Source organism: Bradyrhizobium sp. 956_D2_N1_4 (assembly GCF_052076025.1).
Taxonomy (GTDB): domain Bacteria; phylum Pseudomonadota; class Alphaproteobacteria; order Rhizobiales; family Xanthobacteraceae; genus Bradyrhizobium; species Bradyrhizobium barranii.
Genome location: NZ_CP197237.1, coordinates 332845 through 358431 on the forward strand (window position 1 = coordinate 332845; position 25587 = coordinate 358431).

At 60.2% G+C, this 25587-nt stretch carries 22 protein-coding genes, 1 tRNA gene and 1 pseudogene; 17 read left to right on the forward strand and 7 right to left on the reverse strand.

The window, feature by feature from the left end:
• Window positions 1-4 precede the first annotated feature (4 nt).
• Window positions 5-1411: a DHA2 family efflux MFS transporter permease subunit gene (locus tag AB7535_RS01650; protein ID WP_085403282.1), complete on the reverse strand. Its 1407-nt coding sequence runs from the start codon at window positions 1409-1411 to the stop codon at window positions 5-7.
• A gap of 263 nt (window positions 1412-1674) precedes the next feature.
• Here AB7535_RS01650 and AB7535_RS01655 point away from each other — a divergent pair, with 263 nt between their 5' ends.
• The 6 genes from AB7535_RS01655 to AB7535_RS01680 all read left to right on the forward strand — a co-directional run bounded on the left by AB7535_RS01655 (window position 1675) and on the right by AB7535_RS01680 (window position 5233).
• Window positions 1675-1983, forward strand: a complete 309-nt coding sequence (locus tag AB7535_RS01655; RefSeq protein WP_071917696.1) for a hypothetical protein — start codon at window positions 1675-1677, stop codon at window positions 1981-1983.
• Window positions 1984-2003: 20 nt separating this feature from the next.
• Window positions 2004-2894 (forward strand): sigma-70 family RNA polymerase sigma factor, encoded by an 891-nt coding sequence (locus AB7535_RS01660; RefSeq protein WP_085403283.1) that lies wholly within the window; start codon window positions 2004-2006, stop codon window positions 2892-2894.
• 162 nt (window positions 2895-3056) lie between these two features.
• Window positions 3057-3566 carry a DUF2867 domain-containing protein gene (locus AB7535_RS01665; RefSeq protein ID WP_063985328.1) on the forward strand — a complete coding sequence of 170 codons (510 nt, stop codon included), beginning with the start codon at window positions 3057-3059 and terminating at the stop codon, window positions 3564-3566.
• Window positions 3567-3720: 154 nt separating this feature from the next.
• Window positions 3721-3987: a DUF3551 domain-containing protein gene (locus tag AB7535_RS01670; protein WP_085403284.1), complete on the forward strand. Its 267-nt coding sequence runs from the start codon at window positions 3721-3723 to the stop codon at window positions 3985-3987.
• Window positions 3988-4223: 236 nt separating this feature from the next.
• A complete protein-coding gene (locus AB7535_RS01675) occupies window positions 4224-4496 on the forward strand; it encodes a hypothetical protein (protein WP_085403331.1) in 273 nt (90 codons plus the stop codon).
• Window positions 4497-4666: 170 nt separating this feature from the next.
• Window positions 4667-5233, forward strand: coding sequence for a DUF1697 domain-containing protein (locus AB7535_RS01680; RefSeq protein ID WP_085403285.1), 567 nt, complete (start codon window positions 4667-4669; stop codon window positions 5231-5233).
• Between the two features lie 66 nt (window positions 5234-5299).
• Here AB7535_RS01680 and AB7535_RS01685 read toward each other — a convergent pair whose 3' ends face one another.
• The 3 genes from AB7535_RS01685 to AB7535_RS01695 form a co-directional block, all read right to left on the reverse strand.
• Window positions 5300-5428 carry a hypothetical protein gene (locus AB7535_RS01685; protein ID WP_256376431.1) on the reverse strand — a complete coding sequence of 43 codons (129 nt, stop codon included), beginning with the start codon at window positions 5426-5428 and terminating at the stop codon, window positions 5300-5302.
• A 95-nt stretch (window positions 5429-5523) separates the two neighbouring features.
• Entirely contained in the window at window positions 5524-5985 is a 462-nt protein-coding gene (locus tag AB7535_RS01690; protein WP_085403286.1) for a universal stress protein, read from the reverse strand.
• Window positions 5986-6743: 758 nt separating this feature from the next.
• On the reverse strand, window positions 6744-9848 hold the full coding sequence (locus AB7535_RS01695) for an ATP-binding protein (protein WP_144030810.1): 3105 nt from the start codon (window positions 9846-9848) through the stop codon (window positions 6744-6746).
• Between the two features lie 700 nt (window positions 9849-10548).
• Between AB7535_RS01695 and AB7535_RS01700 the strand changes: the two genes are divergently transcribed.
• The 5 genes and pseudogenes from AB7535_RS01700 to AB7535_RS01720 all read left to right on the forward strand — a co-directional run bounded on the left by AB7535_RS01700 (window position 10549) and on the right by AB7535_RS01720 (window position 15623).
• On the forward strand, window positions 10549-11277 hold the full coding sequence (locus AB7535_RS01700) for a sulfite exporter TauE/SafE family protein (RefSeq protein ID WP_085403289.1): 729 nt from the start codon (window positions 10549-10551) through the stop codon (window positions 11275-11277).
• A 388-nt stretch (window positions 11278-11665) separates the two neighbouring features.
• Window positions 11666-12781 (forward strand): DUF2336 domain-containing protein, encoded by a 1116-nt coding sequence (locus tag AB7535_RS01705; protein WP_085403290.1) that lies wholly within the window; start codon window positions 11666-11668, stop codon window positions 12779-12781.
• A 569-nt stretch (window positions 12782-13350) separates the two neighbouring features.
• On the forward strand, window positions 13351-14193 hold the full coding sequence (locus AB7535_RS01710; protein WP_244623263.1) for an enoyl-CoA hydratase-related protein: 843 nt from the start codon (window positions 13351-13353) through the stop codon (window positions 14191-14193).
• A gap of 531 nt (window positions 14194-14724) precedes the next feature.
• Window positions 14725-15141 (forward strand): annotated as a pseudogene (locus tag AB7535_RS01715) (ABC transporter substrate binding protein); the annotation flags it as partial.
• A 17-nt stretch (window positions 15142-15158) separates the two neighbouring features.
• On the forward strand, window positions 15159-15623 hold the full coding sequence (locus AB7535_RS01720) for an ABC transporter substrate-binding protein (RefSeq protein WP_439037214.1): 465 nt from the start codon (window positions 15159-15161) through the stop codon (window positions 15621-15623).
• A 154-nt stretch (window positions 15624-15777) separates the two neighbouring features.
• Here the strand turns inward: AB7535_RS01720 and AB7535_RS01725 are convergent, their stop codons facing one another.
• Window positions 15778-17547: an amidohydrolase gene (locus AB7535_RS01725; protein WP_245344195.1), complete on the reverse strand. Its 1770-nt coding sequence runs from the start codon at window positions 17545-17547 to the stop codon at window positions 15778-15780.
• 483 nt (window positions 17548-18030) lie between these two features.
• On the opposite strand from AB7535_RS01725, the gene AB7535_RS01730 reads away from it, so the two are divergent.
• The 3 genes from AB7535_RS01730 to AB7535_RS01740 all read left to right on the forward strand — a co-directional run bounded on the left by AB7535_RS01730 (window position 18031) and on the right by AB7535_RS01740 (window position 19320).
• Window positions 18031-18115, forward strand: a tRNA-Glu gene (locus AB7535_RS01730).
• 212 nt (window positions 18116-18327) lie between these two features.
• A complete protein-coding gene (locus AB7535_RS01735; RefSeq protein ID WP_167768314.1) occupies window positions 18328-18798 on the forward strand; it encodes a hypothetical protein in 471 nt (156 codons plus the stop codon).
• A 204-nt stretch (window positions 18799-19002) separates the two neighbouring features.
• The gene (locus AB7535_RS01740; RefSeq protein WP_161495882.1) at window positions 19003-19320 is read left to right on the forward strand and encodes an ABC transporter substrate binding protein; all 318 of its coding nucleotides are present in this window, start codon (window positions 19003-19005) and stop codon (window positions 19318-19320) included.
• A 795-nt stretch (window positions 19321-20115) separates the two neighbouring features.
• Here AB7535_RS01740 and AB7535_RS01745 read toward each other — a convergent pair.
• Window positions 20116-21393: a complex I NDUFA9 subunit family protein gene (locus tag AB7535_RS01745; protein WP_244623454.1), complete on the reverse strand. Its 1278-nt coding sequence runs from the start codon at window positions 21391-21393 to the stop codon at window positions 20116-20118.
• A gap of 801 nt (window positions 21394-22194) precedes the next feature.
• Between AB7535_RS01745 and AB7535_RS01750 the strand changes: the two genes are divergently transcribed.
• The 3 genes from AB7535_RS01750 (at window position 22195) to AB7535_RS01760 (ending at window position 25023) form a co-directional block, all read left to right on the forward strand.
• Window positions 22195-23388 (forward strand): aspartate kinase, encoded by a 1194-nt coding sequence (locus AB7535_RS01750; protein WP_135216935.1) that lies wholly within the window; start codon window positions 22195-22197, stop codon window positions 23386-23388.
• 162 nt (window positions 23389-23550) lie between these two features.
• On the forward strand, window positions 23551-24387 hold the full coding sequence (locus AB7535_RS01755) for a glycosyltransferase family 2 protein (protein ID WP_085403335.1): 837 nt from the start codon (window positions 23551-23553) through the stop codon (window positions 24385-24387).
• Window positions 24388-24807: 420 nt separating this feature from the next.
• The gene (locus AB7535_RS01760; protein ID WP_085403297.1) at window positions 24808-25023 is read left to right on the forward strand and encodes a hypothetical protein; all 216 of its coding nucleotides are present in this window, start codon (window positions 24808-24810) and stop codon (window positions 25021-25023) included.
• Window positions 25024-25218: 195 nt separating this feature from the next.
• On the opposite strand, the gene AB7535_RS01765 is transcribed toward AB7535_RS01760, so the two are convergent.
• Entirely contained in the window at window positions 25219-25458 is a 240-nt protein-coding gene (locus tag AB7535_RS01765; protein ID WP_085403298.1) for a hypothetical protein, read from the reverse strand.
• Window positions 25459-25587: the final 129 nt, after the last annotated feature.

The window sequence follows — 25587 nt, forward strand, 5'->3', positions numbered from 1 at the left end:
AGCGTCACGCATCCTGTGGCGCGGCTGCACTGGCGGTCCGTCGCCGTGCCGGCAGGAAAAGCCCCGCAATCGCGCCGGCCAACGACAGCATTGCGGCGAGGCGCATCGCCGCAGCAAATCCGCTCTCGAAATGTGCGGCCGAGTAGGCCCCGCCGTTGGCCGAGAAGCTCGCCACCAGCGCAGCGATGCCGAACATGCCCCCGAGGAAGCGGCCCATGTTGAAGACGCCGGACGCCTTGCCCATTTCAGCCACCGCGACCGAGCTCAGGATCGCGTTCTGCGCTGCCGGCATCGCCATCGAGACGCCGACGCCGGCCAGCACCAGCGGCGCGACCAAGGCGGAGTAGGCGACCGTGGGGCTCACGATCTCCGCGATCCAGCCAAGGCCGATCGCCTGCATCAGCAATCCCGTCACCACCAGCGGCCGCTCGCCGAACCTGTTGACGACCGCGCCGGCGATCGGGGCGGTGACGAACAGCGTCGCGGTCCAGGGCAGCAGGCGAAGTCCGGCGCCGAAGGCGTCGAAGCCCAGCGTGGTCTGCAGGAACTGCGGCAGCAGGAACAAGACGCCATACATCGCGGCGTAGAACAGGACGCTTGCGGACATGCCGGAGGCGAGGGCGCGCGATGCAAACAGTCGCATCGGCACCATCGGCGCGGCCGCGCGCAATTCCCAGAGCACGAAGCCGGCTGTGAATACCAGGCCTGACATCAGCGTGCCCATGACCTCGGCGCTCGCCCACCCCACGGCGTTGCCGCGCAACAGGCTCCAGACCAGCGCCAGCGCCGCGAGGGCGACGAGCGCCAGTCCGGCGATGTCCAATGCGGAAGCCGGTCCGAAGCTTTCGCGCAAGCGTGCCAGCACCAGGGCGATCGCGATCAGGCCGATCGGCAGGTTGATCCAGAACACCCAGCGCCAGCCGAAATGTTCGGTGATGAAGCCGCCGATGGCGGGGCCGATGATCAGCGCGCAGCCGGTGATGCTGGCGAAAATGCCAAGCGCGCGGGCGCGCTCCTCGCGGCCGAACGTGCCGCTCAGGATCGCCATCGCCAGCGGCATCACCAAAGCGGCGCCGGCGCCCTGCAGCGCGCGGGCGGCGATCAGCGCGGTGGCATTGCCGGCGAGCGCACAGGCCGCCGATGCAACGACGAACAGGGCGATCCCGGCCGCGAACATGCGGCGGCGACCGAAGCGGTCGCCGAGCGCGGCGCCGGTCAGGAGCAGCACGGCAAAGGTCAGGTTGAAGGCGTTGACGGTCCATTGCAGCGTCTCGACCGGGCTGCCGAATTCGGCGCGGATGGTCGCGAATGCCGTCGTGATGATCATGGCGTCCAGCGCCATCATGAAGGATGCCAGCGCGGTGACGCCAAGCACCCAGTTCTTCTCGGCGCGATTGGTCGGGGTCTGCATCGCCCTCTCTCCGTGTGTCGAGCCACCCTGTCGCGGCGCGTTCTGTGGGCTAGACGAGGTCGGAGGGGCAAAGGATGCGCCCGGAAATAATTTTTCCCCGGCTGCATCCTTCGCCGGCCGCCAAACGTCCTTGGGGATGACGCGGCCATTGACGCGAGCTTGATCCGGAAAGCGGGGCACCGGTTTTCCGGGAGGGTCATGCCGAAATGGAAAGATGGCGCGCGATGGGCGAGCCAGGTCGCGAGATGAGCAAGGAGAGCGCGATGAAAAGGACGTTGATCAGGTACAAGGCCAAGCCCGAGCTGGCCGACAGGAACGCCGAGCTGGTTTCGGCGGTATTTGCCGAATTGAAGGCGGCCGGGCCGGACGGCGTGCGCTATCTGACGCTGCGGCTGGAGGACGACACCTTCATCCATCTGGTCGAGGCCGCGGCCGAGGACGGCTCGAGCCCGATCCCGAAACTCAGGGCGTTTCAGGCGTTCCAGGACGGCATCCGCGACCGCTGCGCCGAGCCGCCGCTGGTTCGTGATGTGAGGATCGTCGGCAACTACCGTATGCTGAACGAGTCCTGACCAGGCGAGGCGGAGGAACAATGGCGCCAGAGCCACTGGCCACCATCGATATCGAGGCGCTGCTGGCGCAGATGCGGCCGAAGCTGCATCGCTACTGCGCGCGCATGGTCGGCTCGGTCATCGACGGTGAGGATGTGCTGCAGGATGCGCTGATCAAGGCGATGGGAGCGCTGCAATCGGTCACGCCCGTCGTCAATACGGAGGGCTGGCTGTTCCGCATCGCGCACAACACCGCGCTGGATTTCCTGCGCCGCCGCAACCGACAGGAGGCGCTTCATTCGGCTGAGGAGGTGGAGATGATTGCCGACCAGCTCGATGATGTGGAAAGCCGCCAGATCGCTGCGACCAGCCTGCGCACCTTCATGCGGCTGCCGGTGGCGCAGCGGTCCAGCGTGATCCTGATGGACGTGCTCGGCTGCTCGCTTGCCGAGGTCTGCGACATCATGGATTTCAGCCTGCCGGCGGTGAAGGCCGCGCTGCATCGCGGGCGCACGCAGCTGCGTGAGTTCGCCGAGGAGCCTGACGATGTGCCGCAGCCAGGCCTGTCGGAGGCCGATCGCACGCGGCTCAACGCCTATGTCGGCCATTTCAATGCGCGCGACTTCGACGCGATCCGCGCCATGATCGCCGATGACGTCAGGCTCGAGCTCATCAACCGCACCAGGCTGAACGGCAAGGCCGAGGTGTCGCGCTATTTCGGCAATTATTCGAAGATCAGCGACTGGCACCTGGTGACGGGGCAGGTCGACGGACGTCCCGCGATCCTGGTGTTCGATCCGAATGAGCCGAGCGGGCGGGCGAAATATTTCATGCTGTTGAACTGGTCCGCCGACAAGCTCGCCATCATCAGGGATTTTCGTCACGCAGCCTACGTTATCGATGGTGCGGAGTGCGTAGTGGATGGAGGGTGAGTGGGCGTGGCCGGCAGCGTGGTCCGCGCTTCAGTTTCAATGACCGCTGAGTGGGGAGGGGGCATCGACTTGCCCGGGGGCCTCGCCGCTTGTTGGAGAGCCCCGCCGGTGCTATTGGTCTCCACCGCCTCTTCGCTTCCATTCAGTCCGGGCAGAACATCTATGGCGCGCGTTGCTCGAGTGGATTTGCCGCAGCGTTCGGTGCTCAAGCCGCTCTACGCCAAGGCGGGCTTCGCTGACGCATTCGCGATCGATCTGCCGAGCCATGCGACGGGCGACGCCGAGCGCCTCGCCACCCATATGCTTATGGGTCAGGCGCGGTGGGTTGGCTGGCTGGTGGCTCTAAGGGACACTTTGGTTGCGGGGTTCGGTCTTAAGACATCGTCTGACTTGCGCGATGACGTTGCGACCGACAGGATCGATTTCTTTCGGGTCTACGATCGGCGTCGTCATGAGATTATCCTTGGCGAGGACGATCGCCATCTCGACTTCCGTTTGTCCGTTTTGGTTGAAGAGTCCGCCTTGTGCCGCCGACTTGTCGCCACAACGGTCGTGACCTTCAATCATTTGGGAGGGCGGGCCTATATCGCGGGAATCGCGCCCTTCCATCGCCTGATCGTAAAGTCGTCCTTGCGTCGAGCCGAGCGATCGGGCTGGCCAGCTGAACTGTAAGGTCGCGCGCCGCGGCGCAAGAGCGGAGCACGGGCGTGCCGCCCCTGTGGCACATAACAGCGATTTAATCTCTCCGGCTGCGAAGTATTCGAGATCTCAAACGTTAGCTTACGAGAGTCCTCGCATCCGGCGAGCGCTACACAGGAGTTCCCTCATGCATCGTCATCTTGCCATCGCCGTCCTTGCGGCCGTTTCCACCTTGACCGTCGCGGCATCCTCTACCGCCGCGTCCGCAACCGAGGTGCAAGACAATTATTGCCTGCAGGGCCGCCAATCGGGCTACCCCGGCAATTGCGAGTTTTCCACCTATGAGCAGTGCCGCGCCACCGCGAGCGGCACCAACGAGAGCTGCGGTATCAACCCGATGCGGGCCTACGCGCCGCAGCAGCAACGGCACGTGCTGCATCGCAGCCGGGATTGAGCGGCAAGCGATGAAGGGCGCCGGCGACGGCGCCCTTGTTCGATGTGGCTGCTCCACCGAAGCAGCCGCAATGCGTCGGGACGCATAGGCTGCCCGTCGATGGCGAGCAATCCAGCGCTGTCGTCGTCATCTCCCGAAACCGCGAAAGACCCGATGCGGCCCTCGATCGCAAACATCGGGAATCGCGGCGACCGGAGTACTCGATAATCTTCGCGATCGGAGAGGCGAGCGCGATCATGTCCAGGTTCCTGCAATGGTTCTTTCGGAATCGCGAAACCGGTGACATCACGATCGCCCAGGCCCCCAACCTCGTTCTCTGGGTCGTCATCGTGGCCGGTGCCCTGCGCTGGATCTGGCAGCCGCCGGGCAATGCCGCTATTGCCCTGGACATCGTGTTCAAAGGCGGCCTCATCGTTTGGGCCCTCGACGAGATTTTCCGCGGGGTGAACCCATGGCGGCGCTGTCTTGGCGGAGCCGTGCTGGCTTATGAGCTCACGACCTTTCTGTGATGGATCGCCCAGAATACCGCACGAAGCTTGATGTTGCCGGCCGGAATACCAGTGGCTTCATGGTGCGGGCTACTACGGTGACAGTGCTTGACTGCACCCCGTAAGATATTTGACGTTGTGAACGATAAAGCTGGTCAGGATAGCCGACCGAGAACGAGAGCCATCCAACGATGACGACCTACGTGGCCCTGCTTTACAGTGTGGTTCTCCCGCTCGGCCGGCGATTGGCGATGGCCGAGCTGCGTGCCATGGCGCAAGGCCTCGGCCTCCACGACCCCAGAACCATCGGCGCGACGGGAAATCTGACGTTTGACAGCGACAAGGCGTCGATTTCCGAGTTGGAAGAAAATCTCGAAGCGGCCTTCAACGTGCGGTTCGGCAAGCATGTCGCAATCATCGTTCGCAACGCTGACGCGTGGCGACGCCTGCTACGCGCAAACCCGTTTCGTGCCGAAGCGACCGCTGATCCGCAAAGGGTCGCCGTTCGCGTGATGCGCAGTCCAATCCCGAAAGGTGGCGAAAACGCCCTCGCACGCTATGTCAGCGATGAACGAATAGCCGTCGCCGGCGGCGATCTCTGGATCCATTTTACGGGCGATCCAGCGCGATCGCGTTTGCTTTCGGCGTTAGGCGCGGGGCGCCTGAAGGGCGTCGGCACGTTGCGCAACACGAATACGCTAAGGCGAATCGGTGACGCCGTGACTTCGGTCCGATCCAGCCGGGCTGATCAAAAATAAAATCGATTGCTTGGAAGTGCACTGTCATCTCAATCCCCCGGGAATAGAGCGGTCATCAACTCAACATCACCGCACCCCCGTGCCCTTGCAGCGCTGGCACTTCACCACCTTCTCGCCCTTCTTGAGCAAGCCTTTGCCCTCGCAATTTTTGCATTTCTGCTTCTTTTTGATGTTCGGGCCTTTTTCACTGACCATAAAATTCTCCTGCCGCGTGAGAGCGGTCGATTGGCGCCTTGTTTCGGTTGGGCTCGCCCGGCAGAACAGCCGAGTGGCGTCGGGTAAGCCCTGCACTATGCCGGTTTTGGCACGACCAGCACCGGCACGCTTCCGTACACCAGGACCTCGGATGTCTGGCTGCCCAGAAACAGCTTCCTGAGGCCGCGACGCCCATGAGAGGCCATGACGATCAAGTCGCAGCCTCTCGACTCTGCTGTTTCAATGATCGCAGTCGCCGGGTGCGCATTCGGAACGTGCAGGAGTTCCGCAGGCGTGCCGATCTGCTCCGACATGGCGCGCGCTTCATCGAGCACTTTGCCTGCACGGGCTTTGCAGGCTGCGTCATAGCTGTCAACCTCCTCCTGGGTCGGAATCCATCCCGAGGCGTGTCCGCTCCCATAGTCGACCGGCAGCGCTTCCGTCACAGTGATGATCGTCAGCCTGGCGTTCAACGCCTTCGCCAGGGCAATGCCATGCTCAACGCCTTTTCGCGCGACGTCCGATCCGTCCGTGCTCAAGAGAATGTTGGCGTACATTCGATTAATCCTTTGCTCTTCGAACAAAGTGATGCCTGGGTAATATGATCTCATACGCGCCGTGGGTCCATCCGCGTTTTCGGTCTCGCCGTCACAGCCTCAACAAGGTTCGCCTCGCACCGCGTGGACGCGCCCGGCTCTCGGCTAACTAAACTTTTATTCACGTTCGATGCAGGCAACCGAATCTGGCGTAGAGCTCTGTCTCGTGTCCGAGAAGATTGTACGCGCCTCGGAAACTACTTTGTGACTTGGGAATAAGCGCGCGACAACGCACGTCTAAGGGTGGTGGATCGGATCTCTTGCCTCGCGGGGGATCCCCCAAACGAAAGGAACCACCACGATGACACCATTCAAAAATCTCGTCGGATCAGTCCTGTCCAAGGCGTTGTTGACCGGACTGGTCGTCACCGCAATCTTCAGCACGCCGCTCCAGGCGCGTGAGCACCGCACTGGCGATCGGCACACCGAACAGGGCGTGGGGGCGAGCTCCCGCTTCGAGCGATCGATCGCTGCGCCGGCCTACCACGCATTTGCGCCAGTGCCCTCGGATCAACCGGGTGGAGTTTGCGACCACGGGGATAACCCCATGATATGCTGAGCAGCGGACCTCGCCGGCGTTCGCAAGGATTGGCGCGCGGCGCGAAGCTCAAAGTAGCTTGGCCATTTTCATCGCAACTTGCCGCACAGTTTATCGCCATTTCGGCCGACCGATCGGTAGATTGCAGACCTGGCCGCCATGCGTGTCGAGGCGGATCGGGTCAATGGCGTGCACTGTCGGGCCGCGAAGGCAGAGAGGTCATTGCTTCCAGTTGCGCTGTTCGCGTCGCCAACATGGCGAGCAGGCTCTTGTGCAGCCGATCCCCGGGTTCGAAATTTTGCGCGAGCCTTCGGACGGTCTCGACAAATCGCATGCGATACGTCGCCGCTCTGTCGACGTCGCCGTACTTCGCGAAGATCTCGGCGGCCGTGCGGTACACCCGCCAGGAAGCAATCGGGAAGTCGGCGCTGTCGACGATCTCCAGCGCGCGGGACAGCTGCAACTGAGCCTCCGCTGAATTGCCCATGGCAAGCGCAGTACGGGCGAGCAGTCCGTGGGCCTGGGCCAGGTGATTGAGATCCGGAGCCGTGGCCACATAGTCGTGGAGCTGGCGCGCACAGCTCTCAGCCTGCGTAAAGTCGTCAACCTGCAGGTAATATTCGCCGAGACAATGATACACCTGCGTCGCGGCGGTAAACTCGATATCGATGCCTTCTTCATGCCTGCGGCGCTCGATGTCATCAAATTGCCTGCGAGCTCCCGACGGGTCGTTCAGCCCGACATAGGCCTTGGCAAGGACGGCCCGCTTGTGGAAGTAGGTCGACTGATCTCCGACCAGCAGACTATCGTCGACGCTTTCGCAGAGCTCACGGGCTCCATCAAAGTCCATCGCTTCGACGTGCAACCACGCAAGCGTCAGCCGGCACAATGCGCTGCTGGGGCCGTTCGCGTTCCTGACGGCCAGTTCGAGGCCGGCCGTGATTTCAAGTCGCAACTCGCGCCACTCGCCCAGATGAATAAGCGCGATCGACTCAAGAACGTTGAACAGAACAAAAGTGTAGACGTCGCCGGCCAGACGGGCCAACCGCTTGCCTTCCGTGCCGGCGCGGCGGCACTCCTGGTACCGCGACCTCCAGCAATCGACGATACCGGATATTCCATTGCGCCTGATCAGGATGCCATAATGCGTGGCATTCGCGCTCAGCTCGATCGCCCTGTCGCAGAGCGTGGCGTCCTGTTTGCGCCAGCCGTTGAGGAACAGGTTGACGCTCGCGCTGCTGCCCTGGACCAGAGCCTTGAATGTGTCGTCCGCCAGCGCCTGGCTTCGCGACAGCACATCTTCAGCGGCCTCAAGGCAGGCGTGGCGATCCACGCGCAAGCAGAGGCTGCTCACAGCCGTAAGGCCGTTGAGCTGTTGCTTGATCTCGCCCGCTTGTTCGGCGCAGGCAATCATGTCTCGCAGATCACGGATGGAGCCGGCGAGGTCGCCGCACGAGCGAAGAGCCCAGCTTCGCTCCCGCAGAAGAGCGACGCGGGTCGAGAATTTGTCGGCAGCATCGAAACGATCGAGTATGCCAAGCGCGCGGGTGAGATAGCTTGCGGCCTCCGCGTGGCCGAGGCGTTTCGTCGAGTTCTTTGCCGCTTCCCGGAGGTAACGCAACGCGCTCGGAAAGTCGCGACCCTGCTCAAAGTGAAGTGCGAGCGCAGGCGCTATTTCAGGGGTGCGGCCGGCATAGGCCTCCTCCAGCCTCTTGCCCAGGCGCTTGTGCGTTTGTGCGCGGCGCCCCGGCGGCAGATTCTGGTAGATGATGTTCTGATAGAGAATGTGACGGAAAGCGTAGCAGCCCGAATATGTGCCATCGGGCCACTCGGAAACCCCTGACCGAGCGAGGATTTGATCCTTCCGGATCGACGCTTCGATGTCCCTTTCGACGTCGATCGCATCGTCGGACAGACCGGCCGCAACGAGGGCCGCAGAAAATTCCTCGCCGGCAACGCTGGCGACGTCGAGCAGACGCCGCTCGTTGTCGGTGAGGCGATCGAGCTCGTGGCCGATCATGTTCACGAGGCTGTCCGGAATGCGGTCTTGCGCAAATGCCGCCTGTGAGGACAGGCGCCATCCGTCGTCAATTTCGATGATCGACTCCTGGTCGATCAAGTGCTTGAGCAGCGTGGCAACAAACAACGGATGTCCCAGCGTTCGCTCGAATACCGGCTTTGACAGGCTGGAGGCAAGCTGCTCGTCGCCGAAGCGCAATGCCAGGTAACGCTCGACCTCCGGACGCGACAACCGATCGAGGCGCAATTCGCTGCAGTATCCGTGAATCTCGAGGTCCCGGTGCAGGCGAGGGATGGGATGCCCGCCGACGGAACTGTCGGCCGGACGATAGGAGCAGAGGACCAGCACGCGCGCGTTGCCGTTCCCGCGTGCGAACCGAGACAGGACGTCGAGTGTCGCGAAGTCGCTCCAGTGCAGATCTTCGAGAACAAGAACCCAGGGGCGGTCGAGGCTCAGCGCTTCCAGAAGATCGCAGAATTCGCGCAGCATCCGTTCGCGCGTCGCGCCGAACACTTCGTCCTGGAAAGCCGCGCGTTCCGATGCGTCGATGACGCCTGGCAATTGCAGGATCCAGGTGGGTGCGTGGGCGCGAACTGCCGAAATCAGTTCCGGGCCGTTTGCGCGATAGCGGCTCACCAGCGCATCGATGAGTGGAAGAAAGACTTCGTCGGTTCCGAACCGTTCGGTGCAGCGCCCATAGAGCTGATCGAAGCCCTGTTCCGTCAGCTGCTCGAGCGCCTTGGCGATGAAGGCCGTCTTGCCGATCCCGGCTTCTCCGGTGACAAAAGCCATCTGCCGTTTGCCGGACAGGACGTGCCGCGTCATCTGGTCGATCGTCTCGAAGGAGGGGGTCCGGCCGACCACCGGGGTGGAGATTTCGGTTTTCAGAGGTACGACCGCGTTCTCGACCTCCCTGGCCGCTTCCCGCACCGTGCCGATAAAGCGGACGCCTTTGCGCGGCAAAGTCTTGATCAGCCGCTGCGCCTCGCCGGAATCGCCTATTCCGGTACGGGCTGCGTTGATGCGGGTGGTGAGCGCCGACTCCGAGACGATGCGCCCGCCCCAGATTGCACTGATCAGATCGTCCTTGGTCACCACCCGGGCGCGGTGGCGGATCAGATATTCGAGGACGTCAAAAACCTGGGGCTGCAACGGGATCGTACGTCCGTCACGGCGCAATTCCCGCCGGTCGGTGTCGAGGACAAACTCGTCAAATAGGTACAGCAAAACAATGCCTTCGGAGGTGTGCGCAAGGCGGATATTCAACCGGTACGCGGGCCCGAAAGCAAGCACACCCTTCAGAATCAAGGAAACGATAAGAACAAATTAAGCTCGCCTTAAAGCGTGGCCCCGCGTCCCGCTCGATACTTCCAGCCGTATCCGGTCACTCACACAAGGTGTTCGTGTCATGCGCTTGGAAGATAAGGCACGGCGTCTCACCCGCGTGTTCTATGGGTTGTTGCTTCACAAGATGTTTCAGTCGCTCGTGGCATCCTCCGTACCATTGTTTAACGGCAGAGCTTCACCCAGAGGCGATGCGTCAATTTCAGCGAGTTCGTTTGTCGCCTCCACGGGGTCTTCCCGAAAGGAAGGCTGGTTTGGGCGCCTCCTTCAAGCGCTCCACCATGCGCGACGGCTGCAGGCAGAGCGCACCCTTCGGCAGAACTACCACCTGATCGACAATGCGTGGCCCCAGTTTGCCTCTCGGTCAGATGTTGGAGGGCGAGACAATGCCGGTCAGTGAAAAGCCGTCCGAACGCAAGCTTCGGATTTCGGCGCCGGGCGAGAATACGCTGCTCGCAACGATCGCCATCGGCGTTGTCATTTTTCACATTCTTGCAGCCACGATGTTGACGTCGACCCGCCAGAGCGATGCTGGGGCACCGCCCGAGCCGCCCGGACTGTCGTCCGGGGACTGATCGCCAGCTCGCTATTCCAGGATTTGACAGACACGAAGGGTTAGCTCATGGGCGACATGGCGTCGTTTTGCCTGCTCAGCATCGCCGTGTTTTGCGGCGCTTTCGTCTCGGGCCTCGCGGGCTTTGCCTTTTCGGCGGTGGCCGGCGCGATTCTCCTTCACGTTCTCCCGCCACGGGAGGCGGTCCCGCTGATGATGGCCTGCAGCATCACCGTGCAAGCCGCGGGTCTTTGGGCCTTGAGAAAAAGCATCCGCTGGAAGCAGAGCTCGGGACTGGTCGTCGGCGGATTGCTTGGCGTTCCGATCGCCGTGTGGTTGCTGCAAGCTGCAGACGCCCGGATCTTCAGGGAGAGCTTTGGTCTCGCCGTCGCCTGCTACGCGGCCTACACGTTGTTCCGGCCGGCGCTTTCTCATCGCCTGCAGATGAATGCGGGACGTAATGCATTGATCGGCTTCGGCGGAGGCTTTGTCGGCGGGTTGACGGCAATGCCGGGTGCAATACCGACCATATGGTGTGACATCCACGGCGTGCCGAAAACCGAACAGCGCGGAATGGTTCAACCCTTCATCGCCGCCATGCAGATATTCGCACTTGTTCTCATGCTGATCCGAGGAGATCTGTCGACAAAGGTCCTGGTTGACTTCGCCGTCGGCATCCCGGCGCTCGTTGCAGGAACGGCGCTCGGGATTTTTGTCTTTCGCTGCGTCGATGACGCGCTGTTCCGGCGAATTATCCTCAGCATCTTGCTGGTTTCGGGACTGTTGCTGGTATTGTAGTTACGTCGGTCGCGCCTCCAGTTACAATTTCAGCCATTCGAGTACGGCGCGCAGTAGCACTGTCGCCGTAATCCCTTAAGCGTGAGCCGAACCATTCGGTGGGCGGTGCTGCTGCCCCAGCCGAGGTATCCTTCGCTTGCCGGAGGCTGCTGCTGGTCAAAACGCGTGACCTCGCGGGTGCAGCTACGTTGGGCGGGTGTTGACGGCGTCCGCTTCCTCCAAGTCAGGCACTACCTAAAATTCGATCGATCTGATTAGGCGAATCTTATGCCCGATCCGAGGCGGCGGGAATGATTTTACGGCGTGTTCAGGTCTGGAGTGGTGTCATCGCCCATTCGTTTGAAATCCGCTTTTGTCGTTCGATTATTTTCAAACCGCGAGCGCATCAATGGCTGCTATCACGTCATTCTTGGCCGAGTTGGACGAAGCAGTTGCGAGAGGAAATCCCGAGAGTTGTCTGCGGGCGCTCTGGCATGCGGCGGACATCCTGATCGCCGGCACTTATTCCGAGGAGCAGATCTGGACGTTCGGTGAGGTCATCGGTCGTCTCGCGCAAGAGATTGAAACGAGCGCGCGGGCGAAGCTCGCGGGAAAGCTCGCATGCAGCTCAAACGCGCCCTATGCGTTGACCCGGCAGATGGCAAGCGACGACTGCATCGATGTCGCATGGCCGGTTCTCAGTCAGTCGGAGCGCCTCGACACCGAGACATTGATTGCGTGTGCCAAGAACAAGAGCCAGCAACATTTGCTTGCAATCTCCAAGCGGCAAACGGTCCCGGAAACGGTCACCGATGTCCTGGTGGTGCGCGGATCTCCCGAGGTCGTAACCTCGGTCGCTTCAAATGCCGGGGCGAACCTCTCCAAATCCGGATTTCTGCACCTGGTGCGGCGGTCGGAAGGGGATTCGATCCTCGCTGAATCGGTAGGACTTCGAAAGGATATTCCTCGACATCTCTTCCACCAGTTGATCGCCAAAGCCTCTGAAGAGGTGCGGCAAAAGCTGAAGAGGGAGCGTCCGGATATCGAAAATCAGGTCCATCGCGTCGTCGTCGATGTCACCGGCGCCATTCACGCCAGGTTTGGCCCGGCGTCGAAGGATTACTTCACGGCGAAACGCACGGTGGCAAAACTGCACGAGAGAGGCGAATTGACGGAAGACAAGGTCTTCGAGCTTGCTCACTCTCTCAAGTTCAACGAGACCACCGTTGCCCTGTCGTTGCTCTGTGGGCTTCCAATAGACGTCGCGGAACGGGCATTGATCGAGAAGGATCGCGAGCCGGTGTTGATCCTGGCCAAGTCTCTCGATTTCTCATGGCCCACCACAATGGCGCTGCTGTTCCTGGGCGCGGCCAACTACCGGATAACCGTTGGCGAGCTGGATCAATTGAAGATCGATTTCCACCGGTTGAATGTCAAAGCGTGCCGGGAGGTCGTCACCATCTACCGAACGCGAAAGGAGGAGGTTTTTGGCGGCTCCTTTCAACAGCCTCGGCGCATGATCTAGGACCGCAATCCCGACGTCAGACATCCGTGGATGTGGGGGCGGCTCACGCAATGGTGAGCGTGCCGATTTGCCGTTCGCGCAGCTGTGATTTTCCACTGCGTGTCTTTTCCCAAGCGCATACCTAGCTAATCCTTGTCAAAAAAATTCGCAGGAAACGCTTTCAACAGAGCAGCCGATTCTAGCCAGCGCGAACGCTCCGCACGAAAACAACAACCGTTCGGAGTACGATTATGATTGGATTCAGGACTTCCATTATTGCAGCGATGATGTCGATTGGCGCGATAACCTCTGCAAGTGCCCAGTGCCCGACGTGGGCGACTCAAAATCCAGCTTCGTTTCAGGCGCAATATCCCAATAGGGATATATTGAACGACTGCGAGTTAACGCCAGCAGGCAGAATGGGCCTCGAACTCCCTGGCGGCGCGGCTCCCTGGTATGGGGCCAACAGGGCTTATGGGGCAATGCCTGGCGTTGCTCAACACCACAGCTTTCAGCACCGATAGCGGTGAGTAGTGGCCGTTCTTTTCGGGACGGTTGCGTTGCAGGCCCAGAAATCGGGAGACAAGTCGATGACATCACAAACCGACGAGGCCGCGCAGTCCAGGCTTATGGCGGACATCCCGTACGATCAGCAGACGAAGATCACCATCGAGCGCAGAGGCCAAATTGTACTGATTGGCATCAATCGGCCTTACATCGACAACCGGCTGGATCCGGATGCGACAGAAAGCGTGGCGAGAGCATACTACGAGTATGATCGGGACCCCTCGCTCCGTGCGGCGGTTCTGTTCGGCTATGGCGACCGCTTCTCCAGAGGTGTCGATGTCGATGCCTACAAGGCATTCGCTCAGTCGGGAAAAAAGATGATGGATGGGCCCGGCTTCATCGACCCTCTGGGGCGGACCGGGCCAGCGCTCACGAAGCCTCTGGTTGTCGCGGTGCATGGCGACACCTGGAATATGGCGCACGAGCTTTTCCTTGTAGCGGACATACGCGTAGCGTCGGAAGACACGGAGTTCGGTCAGGATGAGAATACGCACGGCCGTTTTCCCGGAGGCGGTGCAACGGTTCGTTTCCCCAGAGAAGCCGGATGGGGAAATGCCATGCGGTTCATTCTAACAGGCGATCATTGGGGTGCGAAGGAAGCCCTCCGGATGGGAACGGTTCAGGAAGTGGCCCCAAACCGAGATGCGGCTCTCGCGAAGGCTGTCGAGATCGCCAACAAGATCGCCGCATGCGGCCCTCTCGGGATTAAGACGTCCCTGGCCTCCTCCCATATGGCGCTCGAAGACTCTCAGACGGCGCTCGCTAAGCTCGGCGACCAATATAGTGCGCTGCTCACGACCAGGGATTTCCAGGAAGGCCGTGATGCCGAGGCACAAAAGCGTCCACCCGTTTACGATGGACGGTGACAACAAGCTCGCGGACGGTCGTGTTGCGTTCGCGTATCGCCAGCGTATTTCGTTCTACCAAGTCTCGCCGAAGGGCAGGCGCTCTTCGACTGTTGGGCGACGTGCCACGCCTCATTGGGATGGCGGCGGGCTGGATAAAGAAGTCGTTGGGTGCATCGGGACGGGGTTGGCAGTCAACCTCAAAACGGCAAAGGCTCTCGACGTGGCTGTACCGCCAGGGCTCCTCGCCCGCACCGACGAAGTGATCGAGTGAGGACGGCTTACTTCTCCTGATGGCCCCAATGCGAACTGCAAGCGAACTGCGAAGTGGTCCGCTTATCGGGGCGGACCGGAAGTGACCGGCCGACTTCCCAAGCGCCGTTTTTGACCCGTTGCGGACATTGCGTCGCACGGTTAGGGCGGGCTGCCAGCCCTTTTCTCGCTCGGCTCCCGGTTGAAAAATGCTAGGCTGTATGCCTCAGTCGGGCGCTTCAAACGAGTAATTCAATGAGGCGGCGCGAGTTCATCACGCTCGTCGGCGTTGCCGCGGTTATGGGCCCGAGCCCGGCGCGGGCGGAGCAGACGAAAAAGCTACCCATCATCGGATTCTTGGGCCCGGCCTGGTCGGCCCAAGATTTCGAGGATCAGTTGCGCGAACTCGGTTGGATCGCGGGGCGGACCGTTGCGATCGAGTATCGCTCTGCGGAGGGACATACCGAACGCTCCAAGGAAATTGCGACCGAGTTCGTCCGGCTCAAGGTGAATGTCATCGTCACGGTGGGGGGATCTCCGACTCTCGCGGTAAAACGCGCGACATCGCTCATCCCAATTGTCTCCATTTCTGGCGACCCTGTTGGCAGCGACCTCGTCGCAAGTTTGGCCCGACCGGACGGCAATGCGACCGGCCTGGCGCTCAACCCCATCAGTCTTGCCGGCAAGCGCCTCGAGCTGTTGCGCGAGGTTGTCCCAGGTTTCCGCCGCTCGTTATGGTCAATGCCAATAGCCCCGGTTTCAAAAACAGGATGGATGAGGTGCAGGCGGCGGCATCCGCGCTCGGCCTCGAGGCGACGATATTGGAAATCCGGCGCGCAGAGGACGTTGCATCGGCTTTCGAGGCCCTCAGGGACCGTGCGGACGCACTCTATGCCGTCGGCGTCCCACTCACCTTCGCCATTGCGACCCGAGCGCTGACCGCGCGAATTCCAACGATGTTTGAATACCGAGAGTTCGTCGATGCGGGCGGGCTGATGTCCTACGGCGTGGACGCAACCCACCTATGGCGGCTTGCTGCGACCTTTGTCGACAGGATTTTGCGTGGGGCGAAGCCCGCCGACTTGCCAGTCCAACAGCCGACCAAGTTCGACCTCGTCATCAATCTGAAGACCGCCAGGGCACTCGGTCTGAAAGTACCGGAGTCATTCCTGTTACGCGCCGACGAGGTGGTTGAATGAGCGCGGCTGCCGGGCAGCCACCAAGGGACCGCCGCCCAGGAACTGGCTGGAACGTATGTCGGCCCGAGCTGCATGGTGTGAGACGAGAGCAAATATCGCTGCATTGGACAACAGGCCGAGATTTCGCGAGAGCGGCACGGCGGGCCTCCAGCTCTTATTTTGCGTTTGCGAATACATCCGCTGCGTAGACGACCTTGCCACCCACGACCGTCAGCAGAGACGCCGTGGCGCCAATTTGCTCGACGGGGACGGACATGAAGTCCCGATCGAGAACCGCGAAGTCGGCGAGCTTGCCGTTTTCGAGCGTGCCGCGCCGCGTCTCGTCGAAGCAGAACCAGGCGCTTCCCACGGTGTAGAGGCGCAAGGCCTCTTCGCGGCTGGGTGTTTCGTCCGGGCCGCGCGTCGATAGTCCGCCGACGGTCTTGCCGTCGAGCATCCATTGCAGCGCCACGAACGGATTGTAGGATGCGACCCGATGCGCATCCGTGCCGGCCCCGACATGGACGCCCGTCCGCAACGCCGTGACGATGGGCGGCATGCTGCGCGCGGCTTCGCCCGCCTGCGCCACGATACGGTCGCCTCCGAGGTACATGGCGTCCTGCATGGTCCAGCCCACACCAAGGGCCTTCATCCGCGCCAGCGTTTCGGGCGAGGTGTTGTCGAGATGGGCGATGGACCAGCGCAGCGGCGCGATCGGCGTCTCCTTGTTGACCTCTTCATAGAGGTCGAGGAGGTGATGGACGGATTTGTCTTCCTGCCAATGGATGGTGACCGTCAGCCCTTGTTTTGCCGCCCAGCGAATGATCTCGAGGAACTTGTCCTTCGCCGCCGCGTCGGGCGCGTTGTTGTTGTACATGGCGCCGGTGATCCGCTCGCCGATTCCGTTGAATCGCAGCATGTCGTCGCCGAATCCCATCGGCAGGAACGGCGTGAGGTTCTTGTACTCCTCGAATTCGGCGCCGACATTCTGGGCGAACAGGCTGTAGGAGACACGCACCGAAAGTGATTTTTCACGCCAGAGCTTTTGCAAGGCGGCGTAGTGGCTGGGATAAATGCTGAAACCGCCGGGATCCACGATCCCGGTAATTCCGAGACGATTGAGCTCCGTGAAGAACTGCCGGGTCCCGGCGACATTGTCCTCGAAATTGGGCCTCGGCAGGCGATCGAACAGCGCGGAGATACTGACGATGGAGCCGTTGAACCAGCCCGTGGTTTCGCCCGATGTGGCACGCTCGGCCGTGATCCCGGCCGGCAACTGATCCGCGGAGATCCCGAGGGCTTGCTGCGCCTTCGGCGTCATCAGCAGCGCCGAATAGAACAGCTGGATGTAGGCCGGATTGTCGGGAACGGCCGACATCACCTCGGCGAGCGTCGGCCGCCGCTTCTCCGCAAATTGCAAGTCGCTCCAGCCACCGGCCACGATGATCCAGGACGCCGGGCGCGCTTTGGCCGCCTGGCGCAAGCGTTCCATGGCTTCGCCAATGGTCTTTGCGCCGATCCAGTTGACCTCGGTGGCGTAGGTGAGGCCGGCGCGCACGGCGTGAATATGGGAATCGATCAATCCCGGAATGATCGTGCGTCCGCCGGCGTCGACGCGGCGCGTCGCGGGCCCGATCAGGCCTTCCATGGCATCGTTGCCGCCAACTGCAACGATCTTGCCGTCGCGGACGGCGAGCGCCTGCGCGATCGTCGATGCAGGATCCAGCGTCACGATCTTTGCGTTCGTGACAATGAGGTCGGCCGTTTGTGCGTAAGCCGAAGTGGCCCAGCACGAGATCACCAAAATCGCCAGAAGCTTGCGCATGTTCAGTCCCGGAATGAGAGAGGCAGGAATGAGAGAGGCAGGAACGGCGCCACACATCCGCCGCTGGATGCGCTCGCGGGCATCGCGTGTCGCAACGGGGAGTGTCGCGATCTTGATCATGTCTGGCTCCAACAAAATCAGCCGGTCCACCGGAAAATTCGGTCAAGGCCCAAATCATTGATTTCGCAGCCCGCCTTCGCCCGTCGGGCTTCGGCGCGGCAGCCTTCGCCGCTTCGCTTGCCATTTGCGGCACCGGTTTGCCTAGCCGAAGCTCGCGAAGCGTGTCGGGACCAATCAAAAGCGAGTCGCTTAACCCATTGATTTATCGTGGCCTGCCAAAAATTCGCGAGTCGAGAAACCCAAGAATCATGAGTCGATTTTCACCAAAAGCCAAAACTCGTGAGTCGATAGGGGAAGCGCGCTCGATATTGAGTTCTGAGTTCGCGTTGCCCGCTAAATGTCGTAGGTCGAAGTCTCGTCAAAGGCAGCCTAGCGGGTCGCGACTCGTGAACTAGGCCGCGAATTCTGACAAAAGCTCGAGCCAACCACCTAGTCCTTGATGGATGGAACTCCGCCTGAACCAGGGGCTCGGCTCTTGATCCTAGCCACAACTCCGGCGGCGAACTCACTCTTGCTGCTCAGCCCTCTCAAGGCTGAAACAGGGGATCGATTCCCCTAGGGAGCGCCAGCAAGTGTTTTTCAGTCACTTACATCAACAAATAGCGGCGCTAGCGGCATTCGATAGCGGCAATTCGCGGGGTCGCCACGCTCGCCGGGCGAGTGCTTCGTGAAGTTGAATTTGGTTGGATATGGAAATCGACGAAAACCTGATCCGCCGCGACCTGACGTCGGCGCAACGGGCGAAGCTGATCTCCAAGCGAAAGGCGGCTTGACGGCCTTATGGACAGTTTCGCTAAGGACACGGCGGCAAAATCTGGCAAGTCCGAGCGATCGATTGAGCGCGACGTAACCCGCGCCAAAGCGCTAGGCTCCGACCTTGATCGCGTGGCCGGGACGTCGCTGGAGAAGGAGCGCTTAACTGGACGCGCGGGCGTGCTGCAGACCACAGTAGCGCTTGTTCCAGATTTAACCTTCCGCGACGACATCAAGCTTAATCCGCGTCTTCGATTGCACCCGAGCTGCGGAGCGCTAACCTCTCTGCACCGGACATTGCCCCGTCCGGGTTCACCATGGCGAGGTCGTCGCGCCAAGATACTCGGCGCGGCGGCTTCGTTTATCTACCGCAACGGTATGAGCTTCATTTGGCGAATAAGCCCGACGATGACCGGTTCGATCTCGTTGAGATGCGACGACAGATCACGAACTTACGCTCGCAACACTCTGACAATCTTCTCGTCACATCGCGATTGAACCGCTTCTTCGTGAAGATTGCATTTTTATCTGAGCCGAAGGATGCAGCACACGCGCAGCACCTGCGGTCCGAATTCGCGCGGACGCTGCAAGGTATTGAAACGATCGTCACCCGGAGGCCATCTGCGAAGCGATCTGGTATCGTTAAGCGGCCCAAGTAATGCTAACGCGGGTGCGCTCTTGCGCTCGCCGGGTCCGGGGCCGATGGAGTCGCGAAGTCGTCCTCGTTTCGCGTATCGAAGCCGCATCGCCGCGTTGGCGTTGATGCACCGCATTCCGAGCTTCGCAACATCGCCGGATTTCGTCGGGGAAGGTGGTCTACTCGCTTACGGTGCGTCGAGACGGCGTCATTTTATTCGATCAGCTTACCACGTCAAAGGAATCCTTGAGGGTGCACGAGCCAGCGACTTGCCCGTCGAACAGCCGACGCGGGTCGAGTTATGGATCAACGTTAGAACTGCAAAAGCGCTCAAGCTCGTAGTTCCGACGACACTACTCGCACAAGCTGACTCAAATAATTGAGTAGACGCAAAAGACGTCTATTGGCACGAGCCCGACCAGTCGCGTTGGTCTGCCAAATTCCGTTCACGCGAGTAGACCGGAAGTCACCGGCTCAAAGGTGGACCGGTGCGTACGACCCGGACCTTGGCACGGGACCTCTGTCCTGGGCTTTTCATTAGGACCACGGCGGCTCTTCGCTCGCCCCGATTGCCTCGTGGTGGATTGTGAAGCCCGCCGAACGTCAGCAACACAGTTCTTACAGAGGCAGGATCGAAACCAATATCCTTGGCGTTTGGTGGATGTGCCTCGCTGCCCTTCAATCGGAGCGTCAAGTGCAACTGCTCGCAAAGGTGCCGAACCACGAGATTGACCTGATCGTCAGTCATGATCTGCTTTTCCCGCTACCATCTTGCGGCCCAACTGGTAGCACATCTGATAGCCCTACACGCAACGACCCCGCCTCGCGAGTCGCGTGGTAGGGCCGCCTGCCGTCCGGACTTGGGCTGGATGAGTCGAGCCGGCCAACTCAATTTATTCCCGGTCAAAGTGAAGAGGTGACTGCGCAAAAGGAGCACTCCGTTGGGTATCCTAATGTGACAGATCGATTGTCCTAATTCGGACAGCTCCAGGCGGCTGGCCGCACGCTAAGGGTTCACTCGGGAGGGTCATTCCCCTTCGGCTCTTGTAAAAACTTTGGCGGATGAACTGACCCCTGAGCTGCGACCATCGATCTATCGGGCCTAGTGCTCGACCTCGGAGGTAAGCCGCTTCCCGACATCAGTAGTCACATCGTGACACGGTAACGAAGTCTCAACCCTACCTGGCTCGACCCTCATTTGTGTTTTGAGTTTCCTCGTTTGTATGCTTGAGCATCGCTTTGAGTTCTTCTTCGAGCGATCGCGGCGAAATTCCGAGTGAACCGAATCCCGGCCGGCTGCCCGAGACCATCGTGTCGATCTGCATAAGCTCAACCTGATTGCGCGTGAGCGGCGGGTGCGGCAGGATCTCAGCGAGGCCGGCGGCGGCATTCCAGAAAGCAAAGGGTATTCGCACCAGCATTGGCCGCAATCCGGCGGTGCGCGCAATGGTCCGCAACAGCTCGCCGTATGAGTAAACGCGCGGGCCGGCCAGTTCGTAGATTGGAAACGGTCTTTGTGTTTGCCGCAGGACCTGTGCGATCGCCGCGGCGACGTCGTCCACGTACACCGGCTGAAGCCTCGTCCTGCCGTCGCCGAATAGCGGATAAGCCGGCAGGGTCCGAAGCAGCCCAAGAATTGTCGTGAGAAAGGCGTCGTCCGGCGCGAACATTACCGCCGGGCGGATAACGACTGCGCCAGGGAACGCCGCTTGCACAGCCACCTCGCCCTCGCCGCGATTGCGAATATAGGGCGACGGCGATGTGGGGTCAGCGCCTATGCCTGATAGGTGCACAAACCGTTTGACCCCGGCCCGCCGTGCCACTCCAGCGATCCTGGCGGCCGCTTCGACGTGCACCGAATGAAATGTGTCGCCTCCATGCTCGGTGTAAAGGCTGATCGCGTTGACGACGCCGTCGGCACCCATAACGGCGGCCTCTACAGAGCGCTCGTCATGGGCATCAGCGATGACCTGTTCCGCGTTGTCGCCCTCGGCCCGCGCAGGATGCCGTGAGGCTATACGCACCGTAACGCTGGAGACGCTCAAATGGCGTACAACGCGACAACCAACGAAGCCGGTCCCCCCAAACACGGTCACGCGGTTCATTCCCCGGTCCATCCCACGATCCTGCGCAACGTTCTGTATTGACCCGCCGAGCGCCGCGCGCACTGCCTCAGTGGCCTCCGCCGGCGAACTGCCTTTGTTGAGATGATGTGAGATCACATCAATCAAAATGTGCGCTGCAGGGCCGACCGTTTGCCACTCTCTCCTAGCTTGATCGATTAGCGGCTGCGCCTCATTATAGAGCGTTTCCGCCTGTTCGATGATCGGATGTGCCTTACTGAGAAGATCGATCAGCGCCTTGGTCGCGGGCAACGACCGCTCAATTTGTTCAAGCTGCGCGTCGCTGAGACCGGAAACGTGACCAATGACTTCAATGAGCAAGTGTTTCAGCATAGCGCAACCTGCTGGTAGCGACGCACTAACTCAGGGCAACCAAGCGAAAGTAGGCACGGGCTCGGGGGGCGTCAGTTGTTGTCTCAGCCGACAGGGTCCGGCCGCCAAGCTCTCGGAGCTTGGAACAATCGCGCGCAATGGTGGATGATATTTGATCCACATCGATTATGTCCAGCATCTGGACCCAAATTTTCGTTAGCTGCCTTGGGCAAGGCCTTTGGGGAGTGCAAGGCTGACAAGTCTTGGTACGTCCTAGAAAACACGACGTCGGGCCACTCTGTTAGGACACATCCGGCGGGGCCGCCTTGCCGAAAGAGGCGCGGTATTGAGAACTGTCCTGATGGACGGTGATGGGCTCAGTGCCCAAGTCGAACGGCTTGAAGCGGTGGAGACGGGTCGGCGGCACCGCTGGTCCGAGGACGTGCGTGTGGCCATTTCCCGGCGAAACCGGTACGACACTTTCATTCAGGGATTATTTTTCGGGTCGGCAGAACCTTTAGCGTTACCCAGCCGATCTTGTCGTGACCGCCAATCTTCCGCCAAGAAAAACGATTCTTGTATCGAATACTTGGAGAGCTGTGAAAGGCGATGAGCGGAGAGGTACGTGGGCAACCGCGTGCACTGGCCTAATCTCTGAACCTCAGAGACGCGCTGGCGCGCGGAAAAAACGTCGCGAAATTCGATAGGGGTGATCCAATCTTTGCGCGGACCGCAAGCAGTTCTGGAGCTAGATGCATGAAACTATCCGGCGGAGCGAAGCGAACATCAGGCCACCGCTCATACAGCTGCCGTCGCACGTAAATGCGCAACAATCCGACCATCGTGCAAAAATACGGCGGCGTCTGTCTAGAAACCCCGGAAAAAATCCGCGCGGTTGCGAGGAGCCTCGCCGATTTGCACAGCCGTGGTCATCGCGTCGTGGCGATCGTTTCAGCGATGGGTAAGACGACCGACGAATTAATTAAGGCGGCTTATCAAGTAAGCCCGCATCCCAACCGCCGCGAACTGGATATGTTGCTAACGACCGGTGAGCGCATCAGCATGTCGTTGATGAGCATGGCCCTGTCTGATCTCGGTGCGCCAGCCATTAGTTTTACCGGGAGTCAGGCCGGTGTAATGACAGACGAATCTCATTCTTCCGCGCGAATTTTAGATGTGCGGCCTGCGCGCGTGCTCGAAGAACTCGATCGCGGACGCATCGTGGTTTTAGCGGGCTTTCAAGGCGTGAATCCGCGAACCAAAGAGATCACCACACTAGGCAGGGGCGGCAGCGACACCACTGCCGTCGCCATGGCTGCGGCGCTAAAGGCCGAGCGCTGTGAAATTATCAAAGAGGTCGACGGAATTTGCTCGGCCGATCCGCGCGTCGTGGCGAGCGCAAAGCCATTGCGCCGGCTGGATTTTGCATCGTTATCCGAAATGTGTTTTTGGGGCGCCAAGGTTTTGCATTTTCGCAGCGTGGAGCTGGCACAAAGCCAAAATATCCCTTTGTTCTTACGAAAATGGGGCAATTACGAACACAGCACGCGAGTGATGAAAGAGGTTATCGGAATGGAAACCGGAAAAATTCTGGCCGTCAATTCGATGGCTCGTATTGAGCATGTGGAGATCGCTTCGACGAATCTCAGTCATGGTTTTGAGAAATTTGCGCAGCATCTCAAGCAAAACGGCCTATCTTGGCCGCAAGTCCTCGTCTCGGCTTTCACCGCCGGAAAAACGCGCATCATGATGACTTGCGAGTCGGAAACGCTCGACACTCTGCTGCGCACGCTGGAAAGGAGCAAGGACTTGCGCAAAGGGCGTGAGACTTTGAGTTCGGTGAGCCTCACTTGCTTCGGCGGCGTTTCTTCAGACTTGCCATTTCAGGCGATGCAAATTCTGCAATCCCACGGGATTGTCGTTGAAAAGTACGTTCTATCACCACATTCGATAAATTTGTTCGTTCCTGTGGAGACCCGCGAAGCCGCGGTCAGGGCCTTGCATTCGCTGATCTAACAACCTCTTTGAGAAGATATCACGAAATCGCGTATGGGGAGGGATGGTCAAGAGGGGCGGCTCGCCGGCTCGATGCGGCGACAACGAGAGTTCTTAATCTTGCTGATACGCGCCCGTCCGCCATCGTTGGTGTCAATTTTTTATAGTCGGGAGGCGTCGATCATGCCGGGCACCATTGGTTGGCTACTTCGCGAGGGCGAACGAATTATTGCTTGCAACACAGGTCTATTGGGTGACAAGCACCTTCTAATCGGCGCTACCCGCGTTCGTAACGAAGCGCTTATTCTCAGAGACACACTGGATTACGTGGGCAAGCAGGTCGATGCGATTGTCGCTTATGATGACGCGAGCACGGATCGTACGCTGGAGATTCTATGCGAACACCCGAAAGTCGCTCTGATTGTGACAAATCGTTCATGGGAAGCTGACATCGAGGCGCGCCGGATTGCTGAGGGTCGGCATCGCGGCCTCTTGTTGCAGACGGCGCGCGAGCATTTGCAGTTCGACTGGATGTTTTGCTTCGATGCGGATGAGCGCGTTACCGGGGATTTACGCGGATTCATAGAAGGAACGCATTCTAGCGAATGCGACGGCGTGCGGGTTCAACTGTTCGATGCCTATATGACTCCTGGGGACCACGCACCCTATCAGGCCGATCGCGAACTGTTGGACTTTCGTCGTTTCTTTGGTCCGGAAAGGCGAGACATTCTGATGTTGTGGCGAAACCGGTTGCAGGTCACCTTCGCAGAGCACCATGCGCGCGAGCCGGGTGGCGTTGAACGCGTGGCGACTGGCCTCTATTGCCAGCACTACGGCAAATCGTTGTCGGTCGACCATTGGGAAGAGACCTGCGACTACTACATGCGACACTTTCCGTTCGATACCTACGGACGAAAATGGCGTGAACGCAAAGGTCGAGCAATCCACACCCAATCGGACTTCATGCGGCCGTTGTACGAGTGGGGTGACGGGCTCTTCGCGAATGCGATCAAGATGTGATTGTCCGAAAACTGAGCCGCCCCCGTGCCAATGCGGCCGCTTCGAAGTCGGCTTCGTTGATCTGGACGCGTTTTGGTCTGCGTTCGGTCGTGTTCGTTGTGTTCCGGTGAGATCGTTTCTGGTGCGAAACTGGTGCGGTAGATGGTCTGAGATTTTCGTGCCTGACGTGCTGTTTCGCAACGCCTCCCGAAGATTGTTCGTGACCAGCGCGCCAAACAAATCGCGCCCAACAAGCCTTGCCGCCCCGCGCGGTCGACGAACCTCGCTCCGGGATGAAGCCGGCTCTGACGGTTCCAAACTAGGAACCTGACAGGCGCTGAGCGCAAGAATCCCGGGAGGTGTGAGGCGGCTCACACCCCCACGTCAGGCTTCGCGCTAATCAGATCGCTGCGGGGATTTCTGGCGGACAGGAGATTTCGCATGAAGCCTTTGATCATTTGTTCCATCGCCGCTGTTGGTCTGCTTGCTGCTGTGACCGGCATCCCGCGATCACACTCGAACGCAACGGTCGGGCGCGCCGGAACATCAAGCACGTCGACATTGCAGGGCATGCAAAGCGGTCGAAGCGCAGACAAGCTGCCGGTCGACGATTTTGACGATCGGTCATTGGTCTTTCCGCGGGATTCCAAGCGCTAAGGCATGATCCGAAAAAGTGCGCAGCGGTTTTCCGAAAAGATCATGCTCAAACAACAACCTAAAGCGCGATGACGATTCATCCCAATCTCATCGCGCTTTAGGCAGAAGGCCGCGCAGCAGACCGTTCAGCCAGGGCTCGCAAATCGATGCGCTTGAGCCTGCGAGGTCGAACGAAATCGTGGTCGAGAGGCGGGGCTACGGGCCCAGGAAAGCGGGCGGAATCGGGTAGTCGTTCCCCAAAAGGCCGAGCAATTCCAGCTCGCCTCGATGAGCGTCCAGTTCCAGAATGGCCAAGAGAAGCATCAGCACGGCCGCGGTATAGATGAGGAACGGTGACGTTTCAGCGGGCACATCGTCACGGTGTGGCGGTATCGCATCGCGAAGTGATCGCCACAACGAAATGAAATGCAGATACGTTTTAGGTCGTATTTGCATGACGTCGTCCTCGACGTGTCAGATCAAGCATAGGTTCAGGCTATGCCCGGTTCAAGCCGACAACAGCCGTTGCGGCATTGAGTAGCGGAGCCATGCCCGTCCTGCGGTGCAGCATGGAAACCGGATAAC